The sequence below is a fragment of the Rhodococcus zopfii NBRC 100606 = JCM 9919 genome, assembly GCF_001895025.1.
In the GTDB taxonomy this organism is placed as follows: Bacteria; Actinomycetota; Actinomycetes; order Mycobacteriales; family Mycobacteriaceae; genus Rhodococcus; species Rhodococcus zopfii.
In genome coordinates this window covers 103,486-117,250 of record NZ_BCXI01000014.1, presented here as the reverse complement: position 1 = coordinate 117,250, position 13,765 = coordinate 103,486, and the positions used below count along the sequence as shown (strand labels likewise).

Genomic DNA, 13,765 nt, shown 5'->3' with positions numbered 1-13,765 from the left:
CCGGATTCCGGCTCAGCCGGCCATCGTGAGACCGCCGCTGACGCTGATCACCTGGCCGGTGATGAACGACGCGGACTCCGAGGCGAAGAACAGCACGGGCGCCGCGACCTCGTCGGGTCGGGCGAGCCGGCGGAACGGAATCGCCTTGATCAGTGCGGCCTTGAGCCTCTCGTCCTGGGCCTGGAACAGCGGGGTGTCGGTCGGGCCGGGGCAGACGCAGTTGACGGAGATGCCGTAGCGGGCCATCTCACGGGCCAGCGACTTGGTGAGGGCGATGACGCCGCCCTTCGCCCCGGCGTAGATGGACTCGCCCGAACTGCCGACGCGTCCCGCGTCCGACGCGAGGTTGATCACGCGGCCCCCGTTGCCGGCCTCGATCATGCCGGGCAGGAAGGCACTGCAGACGTGCACCGGGCCGAGATAGTTGATGGCGACGACCTTCTCGGCGAATTCTGTTGTCGCATTGAGGAATTGATCGGTCCGGTCCCAGCCGGCCGCGTTGACGACGATGTTCGGGACACCGACCTCGGCGACCGTGCGGTCGCGCAGTACGTCGACCCGGTTGCGGTCGGCGACGTCCACGGGGAGTGCCGTGATGAGATCCGGAAATTCCTTGGCGGTGGTCTCCGCGGCGACGAGGTCGAGGTCGGCGGCGACGACGCGGTCGCCCTGTGCGGCGAAGGCGAGGGCGATGGCCTTTCCGATGCCGGAGCCGGCGCCGGTGACCAGTGCGATGGTGGTGCTCATGGTGTCGATGCTCTTTCGGGTTCGGTCGGGAGTGGTCAGGCCTTGACGAACTTGCCGAACTCGGCGGGCCGCTTCTCTGCGAATGCCTGCGCGCCTTCCAGGCCCTCCTCGGACTTGCCGAACAGGTCGAGGGCGGACATCGCGAGGTTGCTCAGCCCGGCCTGATGGTCGGTGTCGGCGTTGAAGGACTGCTTGAGGAACTTGATCGCAGTGGGGCTCTTCTCGGCGATCTCGGCGGCGACGGACTTGGCTTCGTCGAGCAGTCTGTCCTGCGGCACAACCCAATTCACCAGACCCCAGCGTTCGGCGGTGGCAGCGTCGTACTGGCGGCACAGGTACCAGATCTCGCGGGCGCGCTTCTCGCCGACGACACGGGCGAGGAACGCGGAACCGAACCCGGCGTCGAACGAACCGACGCGCGGTCCGGCCTGCCCGAACTTGGCGGTCTCGGCGGCGATGGTCAGATCGCACAGCACGTGCAGGACGTGGCCGCCGCCGACCGCGATGCCGTTGACCGCCGCGATGACGGGCTTGGGGATGTCACGAATCACCTTGTGCAGGTAGCCGATCTCGAACATGCCGGATTCGGTGGGGCCGTAGTCGCTGGTCTCGGCGCGCTGCTTGACGTCGCCACCCGTGCAGAACGCCTTCTCGCCCGCGCCGGTGAGGATCACGGCGGAGACGCGGCTGTCGGCCCAGGCGTGACGGAAGGCCTTGATGAGTTCTTCGACGGTCTTGCCGCGGAAGGCGTTGTAGCGCTCGGGGCGGTTGATCGTGATGATCGCGGCGCGGTCTTCGATTTCGTAGGTGATGTCTTCGAATCCGGACATGGGTGACTCCTCGTCGGCTCGGATACCGGAAGGTGTGAGACTTCGCTCAGATCGAGTGAATGCTCCTTCACTGCGTATGAACGTATATTCACTCCGTGGGGGTGTCAAGGGTCACAGATCCCGCCCGGTGAGGTGTCGGCGAAGGCTGTAGGCGGGTGTGGACTACTGACCGGCGGTGATCGGGGCGACGACCGCGCCGGTCAGCCGGATCAGATCGGCGGGTGCCAGTTCGATCTCCAATCCGCGGCGGCCCGCGCTGCACAGCACCTGCCCCCAGTCCTGCGCGGATGCGTCGACGACCGTGCGCAACCGGCTTCGCTGGCCGAGCGGGGAGATCCCGCCGAGCACGTAGCCGGTGGCGCGTTCGGCGTCGGCCCGGTCGGCCATCACCGACTTGCCGCCGCCCAGTGCACCCGCGACGGCCTTGAGCGAGAGTTTCGCGGGCACAGGGATCACCGCGACCGCGAGTTTGCCGTCGGACAGCTTCACCACCAGCGTCTTGAAGATCTGCCCCGCCTCGACACCGAGCCGCGCACCGAGCACGTCGACCGCCTCGGTGCCGTACGACGCGGCGCGGGCGTCGTGATCGTATTCATGGACCCGGTGCGACACCTTCTCCCGGGTCAGGAGCTTCGTCGCGGGGGTCGAGGTCGAGGCCATGCCGGACACTCTAGGAAAGCGGCGAGCGGGGGGAACAACTCGCCCGGATGCGTTGTTGATCCGAAATGGCCGCCCCCGCCGGGGTGGACGAAACCGGGTCGACGAACACCGATCGGAGTACCGCGTGCCTGTGCTGTGCCCACCTCGGCCGGTAGCCTTCACGGATACGGCAAGTGAAGGGATCGGTGTGGTCGAAGAGTCAGGTGCGGAACTGGCCGAGCGGTTCGAGCGCGACGCGCTGCCGATGCTCGACCAGCTCTACGGCGCGGCTGTGCGGATGACCCGCAACCCGGCGGACGCGGAGGATCTGGTCCAGGAGACGTTCATCAAGGCGTTCTCGGCGTTCGCGTCGTTCAAGGAAGGCACCAACCTCAAGGCGTGGTTGTACCGCATCCTGACGAACACCTACATCAACTCGTACCGCAAGAAGCAGCGCCAGCCGGCGCAGTATCCGACGGACGAGATCACCGACTGGCAGCTCGCCGCGACCGCCGAGCACACCTCTACCGGCCTGAGATCGGCCGAGGTCGAGGCCCTCGACTCGCTGCCGGACGACGCGATCAAACACGCGTTGCAGGAACTTCCCGAGGAATTCCGGATGGCGGTGTACTACGCCGACGTCGAGGGATTCCCCTACAAGGAGATCGCCGAGATCATGGGCACGCCCATCGGCACGGTGATGTCGCGTCTGCACCGCGGACGCAAGCAGTTGCGGGGTCTTCTCGCCGACGTCGCGCGGGAACGGGGATTCAACCGGAGCGGCGCGGTGGACGCCGCCGTCGCGACCGCAACGGATGCGGACACGGTGAACGAGAAGGGAGTAGTCCGGTGAGCGAGCCGACCGAATTCGAACAGATCGACTGCTCCGCGGTGATTGCGGACGTGTACCTGCTGCTCGACTCCGAGTGCGACGACACATCCCGCGCGCGGCTGCAACGCCACCTTCACGAATGCGGCGCATGCCTCGAGGCGTACGGCATCGAGGAGAAGATCAAATCGCTGCTCAGCCGTAAGTGCGGCGGCGAGCACGCCCCCGAAGGGCTGCGGGAACGCCTGATGGTCGAGATCCGCCGGACCGTCGTGGTGACCCGGACCGAGACCGAAGGCTGATCGACCGGCCGAATACCGATCGAGGGGCCGGAAAGCGTGTGCTTTCCGGCCCCTCGACGTCTTTGCGCACGCCTCAGGCGTTGGGACGCTTACCGTGGTTGGCGGCGTTACCCTTGCGGCTGCGCTTCTTGCGGCCTCGCTTACCCATGGTCTGGACTCCTTTCTCGTTCATTACAGTGTTTCACGTGTGGTTGGGTGGTCCTGTCGGCAGGTCCGCCGTCACGTCCACGGATTGGGGTTTCGATGGCTGAAGACGTACGCGCGGAGATGGTGTCCACCGTTTTCGAAGTGGTGGTGAACAAGGGGGACGTCGTCGACGTCGGCGACACCCTCGTCGTCCTCGAGTCGATGAAGATGGAGATTCCCGTCATCGCCGAGACCGCCGGGACGGTCACCGCGCTCGACGTCGCCGTGGGCGATGTCATCCAGGCGGGCGACCTCATCGCCGTCATCTCCTGAGCGGCGAGAGACCGGTGTCCACCCTCAGCGCCCTGCTCGCCGAGTACACCGACCTGCCCGGCGGGGCAGTGGACCATCTGCAACGCGTCGTCGCGGAGTGGCAGTTGCTCGCAGACCTGTCGTTCGCGGACGTGCTGTTGTGGGTCAACGCCGAACCGGGCGGGATCGTCTGCGTGGCCCAGTGCCGGCCCACCACGGCCTCGACCGTGCTGCCCGAGGATTCCGTCGGGACGGTCGTCTCCGAGGACGAGCATCCGTACGTTCCGAAGGCCTTCGAGAGCGGCAAGATCGTCGTCGCGGACGTGGACCCGGCCGACCCGATTCCGATGCGCCGTCAGGCCGTGCCGGTGCGCTGGGACGGTCGGGTCATCGCGGTGCTCAGCCGTGATGCCGCACGGGCATCCCGGCGCTCGACGAGCGCGCTCGAAACTGCCTATCTCGAATGCGCCGACGCGCTGTACCGGATGATCTGTGAGGGCACCTTCCCGACGCCGGAGTCCCGATCGGACACCAAGTCGAGTCCGCGCGCCGGCGACGGGTTCATCCGCCTCGACCGCGAGGGGCGTGTGGTGTACGCGAGCCCCAACGCTCTGTCCGCATACCACCGCATGGGGCTCAACTCAGATCTGGTCGGTCAGGACCTGATCGCGACGACGCGCGCGCTGGTCACCGACCCGTTCGAGAGCCGCGACGTCTCCGACTATCTGAGCGGTGCGGTGGAGGGGCGAATCGGTCAGCGCATGGAAATCGAGGCGCGCGGTGCGACGGTGCTGCTGCGGGCGCTGGTGCTGGCACCCGGCGGTCGGCTCGAGGGCGCGGCTGTCGTGATCCGCGACGTCACCGAGGTCAAACGCCGCGATCGCGCGTTGCTGAGCAAGGACGCGACGATCCGCGAGATCCATCACCGCGTGAAGAACAACCTGCAGACGGTCGCGGCGCTGCTGCGGTTGCAGGCGCGGCGCACCGGAAATGCGGAGGCCCAGCAGGCGCTGGGCGAGGCGGTGCGGCGTGTCACGTCGATCGCGCTGGTGCACGAGGCGCTGTCGATGTCGGTGGACGAGGAGGTCGACCTGGACGACGTCGTCGACCGGTTGATCCCGATCGTCATCGACGTCGCGACGGTGGGCAGCCAGATCCGGGTGCGGCGTGAGGGCAGCCTCGGCGTCTTTCCTGCGGACCGGGCGACACCGCTGGTCATGGTCCTCACCGAGCTCGTGCAGAACGCCGTCGAGCACGCCTTCGATCCGGGCGTGCACGGAACCGTGACGTTGCGGGCGGACCGTTCGGCGCGCTGGCTCGACGTGGTCGTCAACGACGACGGCAAGGGTCTGCCGGACGGTTTCGTGCTGGAGGAGGCGGATCGGCTCGGGCTGCAGATCGTCCGGACCCTGGTCGCTGCGGAGCTCGGAGGGTCACTCCGGCTCGAGCGAGGGGGGTCGGGCGGCACCGACGCGCATCTGCGGTTGCCGCTCGGCCGGGTGCCGGTGACCTGACCGGGTCCTGCGCCCGGCCTGCTACGGACAGACAAAAGCCCGGCACCCGAAATGGTGCCGGGCTGTCCTCTTGCCCTGCGACGACTGCCCCGCAGCGATGCAGGGTTGCGTCCGTGTTCCGTCTAGACGGCGGTGCGTGCGCGGGTGCGGGCGTTGCGACGCTTGAGCGCGCGACGTTCGTCCTCGCTCATGCCACCCCAGACGCCTGCGTCCTGGCCGGACTCGAGGGCCCAGGTCAGGCAGTCGGCGACGACCGGGCAGCGGTTGCACACGAGCTTGGCATCAGCGATCTGCGCGATGGCCGGGCCACTGTTTCCCACGGGGAAGAACAGCTCCGGATCCTCGTCGCGACAGATTGCCTTGTGGCGCCAGTCCATGCTTCTACTCTCCTTCGAAGGTGCTCTCCGCACCGGGGTGATGGTCTCTGCAAGTTCATGCGCGCGTCCGACGAGTGTTTCCGCGCGGTTACTTGTGAATGCTTTCACGAACGAGCGTGAAGTCAATAGAATTCGCCCCGACCGTGGGGAAGCTCACGCCGCCGGTGTTCAGGCATGTTGTCGATCTAACTTTTTACTCTCTTGACAGCGCGAATGTAACCGAATTCACATAATTCCAGCGGCGGAATTCATCGCGCGGGGGCCACCACATCGAGTATTGCGGGCACCGACACGAACTCGACATCGGTGTGAAGGCCCAGGTAGTCGCCGTCGACCTGGAGACCGATCGGCCGCGACGCGACCACTCGGACCCGTTCCACATCGTCGGCGCGCACGAGATGCTTCGACCGAGGATTACCGTGCCGCGCAAGGAACTGCCCGATGACGCGGAGGCTCGGCAGCACGGCCATCGTGCGCATCGCGAATACACCCAGGCCCGTCTCGAACGAGGTGCCCGGATTGGTGTGGACCGGGCGCGTGTCCAGGAACGTCCACGGGCTCGAATTCGACACGAATGCGTAGTAGATCCCGGACACCGGCTCGCGGCCCGGCATCTCGACCGTGAGGGCGGGTTCGGCGCGCCTGGACGCGAAGAACTGTGCGATCGCGTGCCGCACGTACCGGGCCGTCGTGACCTTCTTCCCCTCGGCCCGGCTGAGGTCGATCGCCTCGCAGACCTGTGCGTCCAGCCCGAGTCCCGCGTTGAACACGAACCATCGGTTCGCGCAGTGACCGAGTCCGATCCGGCGATGCGTGCGCTCGGAGAGCAGCCCGAGAAGTTGTTCGGTCGCCTCCATCGGATCCGCGGACATCCCCAGCGACCGCGCGAACACGTTCGCGGAACCGCCCGGCACGACCGCCAGCAGCGGCAGGGTCGGATCGGCCGGATCGGTCGGAGACCCCAGCAGTCCGTTGACGATCTCGTTGACGGTGCCGTCGCCGCCGTGCGCGACGATCACGTCCATGCCGTCGGCGTGCGCGGAACGGGCCAGCTCTGCCGCGTGACCGCGATGTGTGGTGTGCGCGACGGTGAGGGCGACGCTGCGGCCGAGCGCGTGCGCGAGCCGGTCCCGACCTGCGGGAGTGGTCGTCGTCGCGTGAGGATTCACGATCAGCAGTGCGCGCACGGAGCATCAGCCTAAGTGGTCACGATCGGGTCCACTACGCTGGCCGGGTGCCCATCGAGTCCCACCGCAGCATTGTTCCGCCGACCGTGCGCGTCGCAGGTTCCCTTGTCGTCCTCGAGGGTGCCGTTGCGATCGGGTTCGCGGTGTACTCGGTCGTGCGAGCCCTGTCCGGTACCCACGACCAGAGCGTCACCAACGGATACGGCCTGGCGTTGTGGCTGGGCATCCTGTTCGGCGGGGTGCTCGCCGCCGGGATCGCGTTGCTGCGCGGCAAGCGCTGGGGCCGGGCCGTCGCCGTCGTCGCGCAGTTGCTGTTGTTGCCGGTGGCATGGTCGCTGCTGACCGATTCCCACCAGGTGGTGCTGGGCATCGTGCTCTCGGTGATCGTCCTGCCCGCTCTGGTGCTGCTGTTCGCGCCGCAGACGACGACCTGGCTTGCCGAGGACTACGCACCGGATGCCGAACCCGAGGCAGACCCGCACGACCACTGACGGCTAGTTGCCGCCCTCCGTGCCCAGCGCCGTCAGGGCGTCGCCGGTGAGCCGGAACGTGGTCCATTCGTCCTGGGGGACCGCCCCGAGCGCACGGTAGAACCCGATGGACGGCGTGTTCCAGTCCAGCACCGACCAGCTCAGCCGGCTGTAGCCGTGGTCGACGCATTCGGCGGCCAGCGCCGCCAGTAGCGCGCGTCCGTATCCGTGCCCGCGGTGCTCGGGACTCACGAACAGGTCTTCGAGGTAGATCCCGTGCACGCCGTCCCAGGTGGAGAAGTTCAGGAACCACAGTGCCAGTCCGACGACCTCCCCTTCGCCGGTCTCGGCGACGTGCGCAAATGCCGCCGGGTTCGGTCCGAACAGGGCGGTGTGGATCTGCTCGGGCACCACGGTGCACTCGTCCGGTGCCTTCTCGTACTCGGCGAGGCCGTAGATCAGGCCGGTGACGGCGTCGACGTCGTCGGGGCGGGCGCGGCGGATCACGATCGGCTGCATCCTTTCGGGGAGTTTGCGGTTCGCGGGTTCGCGAAGTGTCGTCAATTGTCGCGTGCGGGCACGAAGTGCGCGAGGATCGACGCGTGACAAAGGTACTTGCGGTGGCAAATCAGAAGGGTGGCGTCGCGAAGACGACCACCGTTGCGTCGCTGGGGGCGGCACTGGCAGGGGTGGGGCAGCGGGTACTCGTCGTCGACCTCGACCCTCAGGGGTGTCTGACATTCTCTCTCGGGCACAACCCGGACCGGCTGGAACGGTCGGTGCACGACGTGCTTGTCGGGGACGCGGAAGCGAAGGAGGCTCTGCTCGACACGGACGAGGGGGTGAGCCTGTTGCCCGCGACGATCGATCTCGCGGGCGCCGAGGCGCTGCTGCTCATGCGCCCGGGGCGTGAATTCGCGCTGAAGCGGGCGCTGGCGCCGTTGCTCGCGAACTTCGACGTCGTGATCATCGATTGCCCGCCGTCGCTCGGCGTGCTGACCCTCAATGGGCTGACCGCCGCCGAGGCGGTGCTCGTGCCGCTGCAGTGCGAGACCCTCGCTCACCGTGGCGTCGGCCAGTTGCTGCGCACGGTGTCGGAGGTCAAGCAGGTCACCAACCCCGATCTGGAACTGCTCGGTGCGCTGCCGACCCTGTACGACGCGCGCACCACGCACAGCCGGGACGTGCTCGCCGACGTCGCGGATCGATACGACCTGCCGGTGCTGTCGCCGCCGATTCCGCGGACCGTGCGGTTCGCGGAGGCGTCGGCGTCCGGCGCCACCGTGCTCGCCGGCCGCAAGAACAAGGGCGCGGAGGCTTATCGGGAGCTCGCGAAGAACCTGCTCGGGTATTGGGCGGGTAAGGACCTGGTGACGCTCGCACAGTAGCGGTTCGGACCCGCGCGGCCGCGCCTCGGCGTGACGGTCTCAACGCAGCGCGACGACCTCGTCGCCGCGCTGTTCGAGGACGGTGCTGCCCGCGACCGTCACGGCGACCGGGCCGGTCTCGTCACGATCGACGGGAATGCGGCCCTGCACCGTGCCGGTCGCCGGGTCGACGACCGCGAGGGCGTCGTCGACGGGCAGCAGCAGGGCACCGGCCATCGCATCGCCCCAGCCGATGGTGTCCGGCACCGTCCAGCGCGGCGCCAGATCCGCCGATCCGAGAGCGACGGTGTCCGTTCCGGTCCACCACGTCACGATCCCGTCCCTGGACTTCGCCGGGACGGTCGCGGCGTCGGTGGCCGGATGGGGGAGCGGGTACTCGGCGGTCGCCTGCCCTGCCTCCCCGAAGACCTGGATCCGCGGTCCGGTCCCGTCGCCGGGCGGCAGGTACAGGGCGGTGCGATCGCCTGCGACGGCGACGACGCGCGTACCCATCGTGTCGGCTGCCGACTCGGCGAGCACAGAGGACGCGAACTCCTCGGGTTTCTGATTGTCGTCGGGCACGGGGTCGAGAAGTGTCAGCCGGTCGGCGGCCTCGCCCCGGCATCGCTCGACGACGGCGAGCCGGGTGGCGCTCGCGCCGGCGGACAGCAGTGTGCACCCGGTCCGTGGCTGCGCGTTGGGGTTGACGGCCGCATCGACGCGTCCGTATTCGACGGTGCGGACGAGGTCCGAGCGCCACATCTCGAGACGGGTGTCGCCAGCGGAGATCAGGTGGGTGCCGGCGTCGACGAGCACGATCGCATCGTCGGCGTCGCTGGTGCGCTGGGCACCGCGAGCCCCGTCGGCCGCGGTGAGCTGCGTGACCTGGCCGCATCCGCGCCGGTCCCGGTAGACGGCGACGATCGTCTGCCACGCGGATGCCGCCGCGCACAGCGGCATGTTCCGCTGGTAGCTCCAGTGCCGGGCACCGGTTTCCAGATCTCGCCCGACGACGCTGCCGGCGTCTGCGGTCGCGACGGTCCCACCCACCGCGAGCGGTCGCGTGGTGGCGGCACTGGCGGCACGCCACACCTCGGTGAGGGTCGCCGGAACCGTGGTCGCCGCCGCCGGGACGGCGACGGGCCCGTCCCACGTGATCGATGTGGTGCCGCGCGCGTCGGATCGCAGCCAGACCACACCCGCCGCCACCACGATGGCGACGGCGAGTGCGGCTGCGACGATCAGGTCGGCGCGCGTGCGGCGCTCGGGAGCGAGCACGCGCGGCTACTGGGCGGCCGAGGCCGAGACCGTGTCCTGCGTGGCTGCGGTGGCGTTGGAGGACGAGCCTCCACGACGCCGCCGGCGGCGGCGCCGGGCAGGGGCGGCGTCGCCGTCCGCGCCGGCGCTGTCGGCCGGGGTGGCATCCGTGCCCGGGGCCGCAGTGTCCTGAGCTGCAGTGTCCGGGGTGCCGGCGTCCGCGGTGACGGACCGGCCGCCGCGGGTGCGGCGACGCACCCGGGTGCTGGTGCGCTTCGGACGTTCGCGGCGTGCTTCGCCGTCGGCCGCGTCGCCGGTGCCCTCCGCGCGGGCCTTGCGGACCGTTCCGGTCGCGCCCTCGGGGATGTTCAGCTCCTCGAACAGGTGCGGCGAGCTCGAGTACGTTTCGACCGGCTCTGCCATGTCCAGGCCCAGTGCCTTGTCGATGAGCTCCCAGCGCGGCAGGTCGTCCCAGTCGACGAGCGTGATCGCGATGCCCGTGCGTCCTGCGCGACCGGTGCGGCCGATGCGGTGCACGTAGGTCTTCTCGTCCTCGGGGCACTGGTAGTTGATGACGTGGGTGACGTCGTCGATGTCGATGCCACGCGCGGCGACGTCGGTGGCGACGAGTACGTCGATCTTGCCGCTGCGGAACTTGTCGAGGGCCTTCTCGCGGGCGATCTGGCCGAGGTCGCCGTGGACGGCGCCGCACGCGAAGCCGCGTTCGACGAGGTCGTCGGCGACCTTCTGGGCGGTGCGCTTGGTGCGGGTGAAGATCATGGTGGCGCCGCGGCCCTCGGCCTGCAGCACGCGGGCGACGAGCTCGGCCTTGTCGAGGGCGTGCGCCCGGTACACGAGCTGGTTGGTGCGTTCGTGCACCGCCGACGACTCGGGCTCCTCGGCCCGGATGTGCGTCGGCTGCGTCAGGAACGTGCGGGCGAGGGTGATGATCGGTCCCGGCATGGTCGCCGAGAACAGCATCGTCTGACGCCGGTCGGGGACCATGTTCAGGATGCGCTCGATGTCCGGAAGGAAGCCGAGGTCGAGCATCTCGTCGGCCTCGTCCATGACGAGCACGCCGATCTTGCCGAGGATCAGGTGACCCTGGTTCGCCAGGTCGAGCAGGCGGCCGGGGGTGCCGACGACGACGTCGACGCCCTTCTGCAGCTGGTCGATCTGCTGCTCGTACGGGCGGCCGCCGTAGATCGCGAGGACCTCGAGGCCCTTCTTGCCGCTGCCGGGCAGGTACTTCGACGCGTTCTCCAGGTCGCCGGTGACCTGGATGCACAGCTCGCGGGTCGGGACGATCACCAGGGCGCGAGGGGTGCCGTCGAGGGCGGTGGTTCCGGATCCCGCGGTGGTGACGCGATGCAGCAGCGGCACGCCGAAGCCGAAGGTCTTGCCCATGCCGGTGCGGGCCTGGCCGATGAGGTCGTCGCCGGCGAGGGCGAGCGGGAGCGTGAGCTCCTGGATGGCGAAGGTGCGTTCGATGCCGTGCTCGGCGAGGGCACGGACGATTTCGTCGCGCACACCCAGCTCGCCGAAGGTGGGAGCGAGGTGGGTGGAATCGAGCTGTGCGGAAACGGTGGTTTCGGTGGCGTCGTCTTCGTGGTCGACAGTGATCTTGCTCAGGGGTCTGGCCTTCCTGGTCTCGGCACGCACGCACGAGGTGGAGAAGGCGACCGGATCAGCGCCTCAGCGCGAGCATCGCGGTGAGCTCGGCGAGGCGCGAGCGCGATCGGCGTCGGGTGCGCGCACATCATCGTTGAAGACTGCGGGCCGTGTTCGACAGCTCGAAGCACAGCCTTCCAGGCCCATTGTACCGGCTCCGGCGAACAGGACCCTGCGGTACTACGCTTTGTCGTCATGGGAGCCGAAACGTCGCCGTCCGCAGCAGCATCCGAACCAGCCTTCGCGCAGGCACCGGTTCCGGCCGATCACCCGGGCGTCGCGGAGTTGTTCGCGGTCCTCGCCTACGGCGAGATCTCCGCGTTCTACCGCCTCGCCGAGGACGCGAAACTGTCCCCGACCCTGCGCGGTCGGGTCGCGCTGGCGAGCATGGCTGCCGCCGAGATGAGCCACTTCGAGACTCTGCATGCGGCACTCGAGGCCCGGGGCGTCGAGATCTACGCGGCAATGGAACCGTTCCGCCGGTCCCTCGACGCCTACCACGCGTGCACCACCCCCTCGACATGGCTCGAATCGCTGGTCAAGGCGCACGTGGGCGACGGAATCGCCGCCGATTTCTACTGCGAGATCGCCGGCACGCTCGCCCCGGAGGTCGCGTCGGTGGTGCGCGAGGTCCTCGCCGAGACCGGGCACTCGGAGTTCGTGGTCCACGAGGTGCGCACCGCGGTCGAGAAGAGCAGCCTCGAGAAGGACCGGCTGATGCTGTGGGGACGCAGACTGCTCGGTGAGGCGATCACCCAGGCGCAGTACGTGATGGCGCAGCAGGAAGACCTCGCCGACCTCGTCATCACCGCGACCGGCGACCTGACGAACATCGCCGCGCTGTTCGATCGCATGCAGGTCGAGCACGCCAAACGGATGGCAGTGCTCGGACTGCACTAACCTGACGGAGACAGCTGTAGAGCCCTGAGATTTCGGAGGTCCACCGTGGAGGTCAAGATCGGTGTCGCGGACAGCCCGCGCGAACTCACCGTGGTCAGTGACCAGACGCCCGACGAGGTCGAGGCGCTGGTGACGACTGCCCTGGCCGGTGGCACGGACGGCGTGCTCGCCCTCGTCGACGAGAAGGGCCGCAAGCTCCTCGTCCAGGCGACGCGCATCACGTACGTGGAGATCGGCCCCGCCGACATACGTAAGGTCGGGTTCGCGGCCGGCTGATCCGGGCGGGACGACCGAAGGGCCGGGGCATTCGCCCCGGCCCTTCGTCGTATCCGGTCTCGGTGCTGCCCGTGACCTTGAACGGTGCTGTCGGTGGACCTACGGTCGGTGCAGTCGCAGTTCGGGCTGCAGCGGCACGTGCTTCAGCCCGCCCCAGGCCAGGGCGACGGTCGTGTCGACCGCGTCTTCCTTCGGGATGGGCCGCGCCGCCTCGAGCCAGTAACGCGCGGTGAACTGACTGGTGCCCACGAGTCCGACCGCCAGAATGCGGGCACGATAGGGGTCGAGCCCCGAATCGTGGCTGACCAGGTCGAACACCGCGTCGACGCAGGCCTCGGTGGCCTGTTCCACCCGCTGCGCGACCTGCGGCTCGCCCATCAGATCGGACTCGAACACCAGGCGGAAACCCTGTGAGTCGTTGTCGACGAAGTCGAAGTACGCCTGCACGGCCGCGCGCACGCGCTGACGGTTGTCGGTCGTCGAACGCAGCGCCTGACGGACGCTGGCGATGAGGATGTCGACGTAGCTCTGCAGCACCGCGCAGTACAACTCGAGCTTGCCGGGGAAGTGCTGGTAGAGCACCGGCTTGCTGACCCCGGCGCATTCGGCGATCTCGTCCATTCCCGCGGCGTGGTAGCCCCGGGTGACGAAGACCTCGCTCGCGGCGGCGAGGAGCTGGGCCCGACGTTCCTCGCGAGGCATTCGTGCGCCCCGCTTGGCTCCGTTACCTGAGGTGTTGCCCCGGCCGGACGTGCGGTCGGCGAGTTCGGTCATGTCGCTCCCAAATCTGCACAGTCGTCGGCAGTGACGGAGGCCAAGGTGATGGACACCACTGTCGACATCGATCGTCCTTGCAGGTTACAGGCAGCGCACTTCGCGGAGGTGTACCGCCCTACCGACGAGTATCCCCGCGTCGCACGTCCCCAGGAGCGACGCCACCGACGAATTTGCGCGATGTGAC

Annotated in this window: 18 protein-coding genes; 8 read left to right on the top strand and 10 right to left on the bottom strand. The window is 68.5% G+C overall.

Annotated features, from left to right (window positions below; translation table 11 throughout):
- Nucleotides 1–12 precede the first annotated feature (12 nt).
- The 3 genes from RZ1_RS10515 to ybaK all read right to left on the bottom strand — a co-directional run bounded on the left by RZ1_RS10515 (nt 13) and on the right by ybaK (nt 2,237).
- Nucleotides 13–747, bottom strand: coding sequence for an SDR family NAD(P)-dependent oxidoreductase (locus tag RZ1_RS10515; RefSeq protein ID WP_072811569.1), 735 nt, complete (start codon nt 745–747; stop codon nt 13–15).
- A gap of 35 nt (nt 748–782) precedes the next feature.
- A complete protein-coding gene (locus RZ1_RS10510) occupies nt 783–1,577 on the bottom strand; it encodes an enoyl-CoA hydratase-related protein (RefSeq protein ID WP_072811567.1) in 795 nt (264 codons plus the stop codon).
- Nucleotides 1,578–1,739: 162 nt separating this feature from the next.
- Nucleotides 1,740–2,237, bottom strand: a complete 498-nt coding sequence (gene ybaK / locus RZ1_RS10505; protein ID WP_072811565.1) for a Cys-tRNA(Pro) deacylase — start codon at nt 2,235–2,237, stop codon at nt 1,740–1,742.
- Between the two features lie 181 nt (nt 2,238–2,418).
- Here ybaK and RZ1_RS10500 point away from each other — a divergent pair, with 181 nt between their 5' ends.
- Nucleotides 2,419–3,069: a sigma-70 family RNA polymerase sigma factor gene (locus tag RZ1_RS10500; RefSeq protein ID WP_238071932.1), complete on the top strand. Its 651-nt coding sequence runs from the start codon at nt 2,419–2,421 to the stop codon at nt 3,067–3,069.
- Nucleotides 3,066–3,347 (top strand): mycothiol system anti-sigma-R factor, encoded by a 282-nt coding sequence (gene rsrA, locus RZ1_RS10495; protein ID WP_072811562.1) that lies wholly within the window; start codon nt 3,066–3,068, stop codon nt 3,345–3,347. Before RZ1_RS10500 ends, rsrA begins: the two co-directional genes overlap by 4 nt.
- 73 nt (nt 3,348–3,420) lie before the next feature.
- Here the strand turns inward: rsrA and RZ1_RS31825 are convergent, their stop codons facing one another.
- The gene (locus RZ1_RS31825) at nt 3,421–3,495 is read right to left on the bottom strand and encodes a 50S ribosomal protein bL37 (protein ID WP_022597109.1); all 75 of its coding nucleotides are present in this window, start codon (nt 3,493–3,495) and stop codon (nt 3,421–3,423) included.
- Nucleotides 3,496–3,590: 95 nt separating this feature from the next.
- On the opposite strand from RZ1_RS31825, the gene RZ1_RS10490 reads away from it, so the two are divergent.
- Nucleotides 3,591–3,806 (top strand): biotin/lipoyl-binding carrier protein, encoded by a 216-nt coding sequence (locus RZ1_RS10490; RefSeq protein WP_068157911.1) that lies wholly within the window; start codon nt 3,591–3,593, stop codon nt 3,804–3,806.
- Between the two features lie 14 nt (nt 3,807–3,820).
- Nucleotides 3,821–5,299 carry a sensor histidine kinase gene (locus RZ1_RS10485; protein WP_072811560.1) on the top strand — a complete coding sequence of 493 codons (1,479 nt, stop codon included), beginning with the start codon at nt 3,821–3,823 and terminating at the stop codon, nt 5,297–5,299.
- Nucleotides 5,300–5,421: 122 nt separating this feature from the next.
- Here the strand turns inward: RZ1_RS10485 and RZ1_RS10480 are convergent, their stop codons facing one another.
- Together RZ1_RS10480 and RZ1_RS10475 are read right to left on the bottom strand one after the other, a co-directional pair.
- Nucleotides 5,422–5,676 carry a WhiB family transcriptional regulator gene (locus RZ1_RS10480; protein WP_072811558.1) on the bottom strand — a complete coding sequence of 85 codons (255 nt, stop codon included), beginning with the start codon at nt 5,674–5,676 and terminating at the stop codon, nt 5,422–5,424.
- A 248-nt stretch (nt 5,677–5,924) separates the two neighbouring features.
- Nucleotides 5,925–6,863, bottom strand: a complete 939-nt coding sequence (locus RZ1_RS10475; RefSeq protein WP_072811556.1) for a diacylglycerol/lipid kinase family protein — start codon at nt 6,861–6,863, stop codon at nt 5,925–5,927.
- A 47-nt stretch (nt 6,864–6,910) separates the two neighbouring features.
- Here RZ1_RS10475 and RZ1_RS10470 point away from each other — a divergent pair, with 47 nt between their 5' ends.
- Nucleotides 6,911–7,354 carry a hypothetical protein gene (locus RZ1_RS10470; RefSeq protein ID WP_139281804.1) on the top strand — a complete coding sequence of 148 codons (444 nt, stop codon included), beginning with the start codon at nt 6,911–6,913 and terminating at the stop codon, nt 7,352–7,354.
- A 3-nt stretch (nt 7,355–7,357) separates the two neighbouring features.
- Here RZ1_RS10470 and RZ1_RS10465 read toward each other — a convergent pair whose 3' ends face one another.
- Nucleotides 7,358–7,840: a GNAT family N-acetyltransferase gene (locus RZ1_RS10465; RefSeq protein WP_072811725.1), complete on the bottom strand. Its 483-nt coding sequence runs from the start codon at nt 7,838–7,840 to the stop codon at nt 7,358–7,360.
- A 95-nt stretch (nt 7,841–7,935) separates the two neighbouring features.
- On the opposite strand from RZ1_RS10465, the gene RZ1_RS10460 reads away from it, so the two are divergent.
- The gene (locus RZ1_RS10460; RefSeq protein ID WP_072811723.1) at nt 7,936–8,721 is read left to right on the top strand and encodes a ParA family protein; all 786 of its coding nucleotides are present in this window, start codon (nt 7,936–7,938) and stop codon (nt 8,719–8,721) included.
- A gap of 39 nt (nt 8,722–8,760) precedes the next feature.
- Here RZ1_RS10460 and RZ1_RS10455 read toward each other — a convergent pair whose 3' ends face one another.
- A complete protein-coding gene (locus tag RZ1_RS10455) occupies nt 8,761–9,978 on the bottom strand; it encodes an Rv3212 family protein (RefSeq protein WP_072811554.1) in 1,218 nt (405 codons plus the stop codon).
- Between the two features lie 6 nt (nt 9,979–9,984).
- Nucleotides 9,985–11,619 carry a DEAD/DEAH box helicase gene (locus tag RZ1_RS10450; RefSeq protein ID WP_072811552.1) on the bottom strand — a complete coding sequence of 545 codons (1,635 nt, stop codon included), beginning with the start codon at nt 11,617–11,619 and terminating at the stop codon, nt 9,985–9,987.
- A gap of 204 nt (nt 11,620–11,823) precedes the next feature.
- On the opposite strand from RZ1_RS10450, the gene RZ1_RS10445 reads away from it, so the two are divergent.
- Both RZ1_RS10445 and RZ1_RS10440 read left to right on the top strand, forming a co-directional pair.
- Nucleotides 11,824–12,528: a ferritin-like fold-containing protein gene (locus RZ1_RS10445; protein ID WP_072811550.1), complete on the top strand. Its 705-nt coding sequence runs from the start codon at nt 11,824–11,826 to the stop codon at nt 12,526–12,528.
- A 45-nt stretch (nt 12,529–12,573) separates the two neighbouring features.
- Nucleotides 12,574–12,804 (top strand): DUF3107 domain-containing protein, encoded by a 231-nt coding sequence (locus RZ1_RS10440; protein WP_072811548.1) that lies wholly within the window; start codon nt 12,574–12,576, stop codon nt 12,802–12,804.
- A 99-nt stretch (nt 12,805–12,903) separates the two neighbouring features.
- Here the strand turns inward: RZ1_RS10440 and fasR are convergent, their stop codons facing one another.
- Nucleotides 12,904–13,578 carry an HTH-type transcriptional activator FasR gene (gene fasR, locus RZ1_RS10435; protein WP_072811546.1) on the bottom strand — a complete coding sequence of 225 codons (675 nt, stop codon included), beginning with the start codon at nt 13,576–13,578 and terminating at the stop codon, nt 12,904–12,906.
- Nucleotides 13,579–13,765 lie beyond the last annotated feature (187 nt).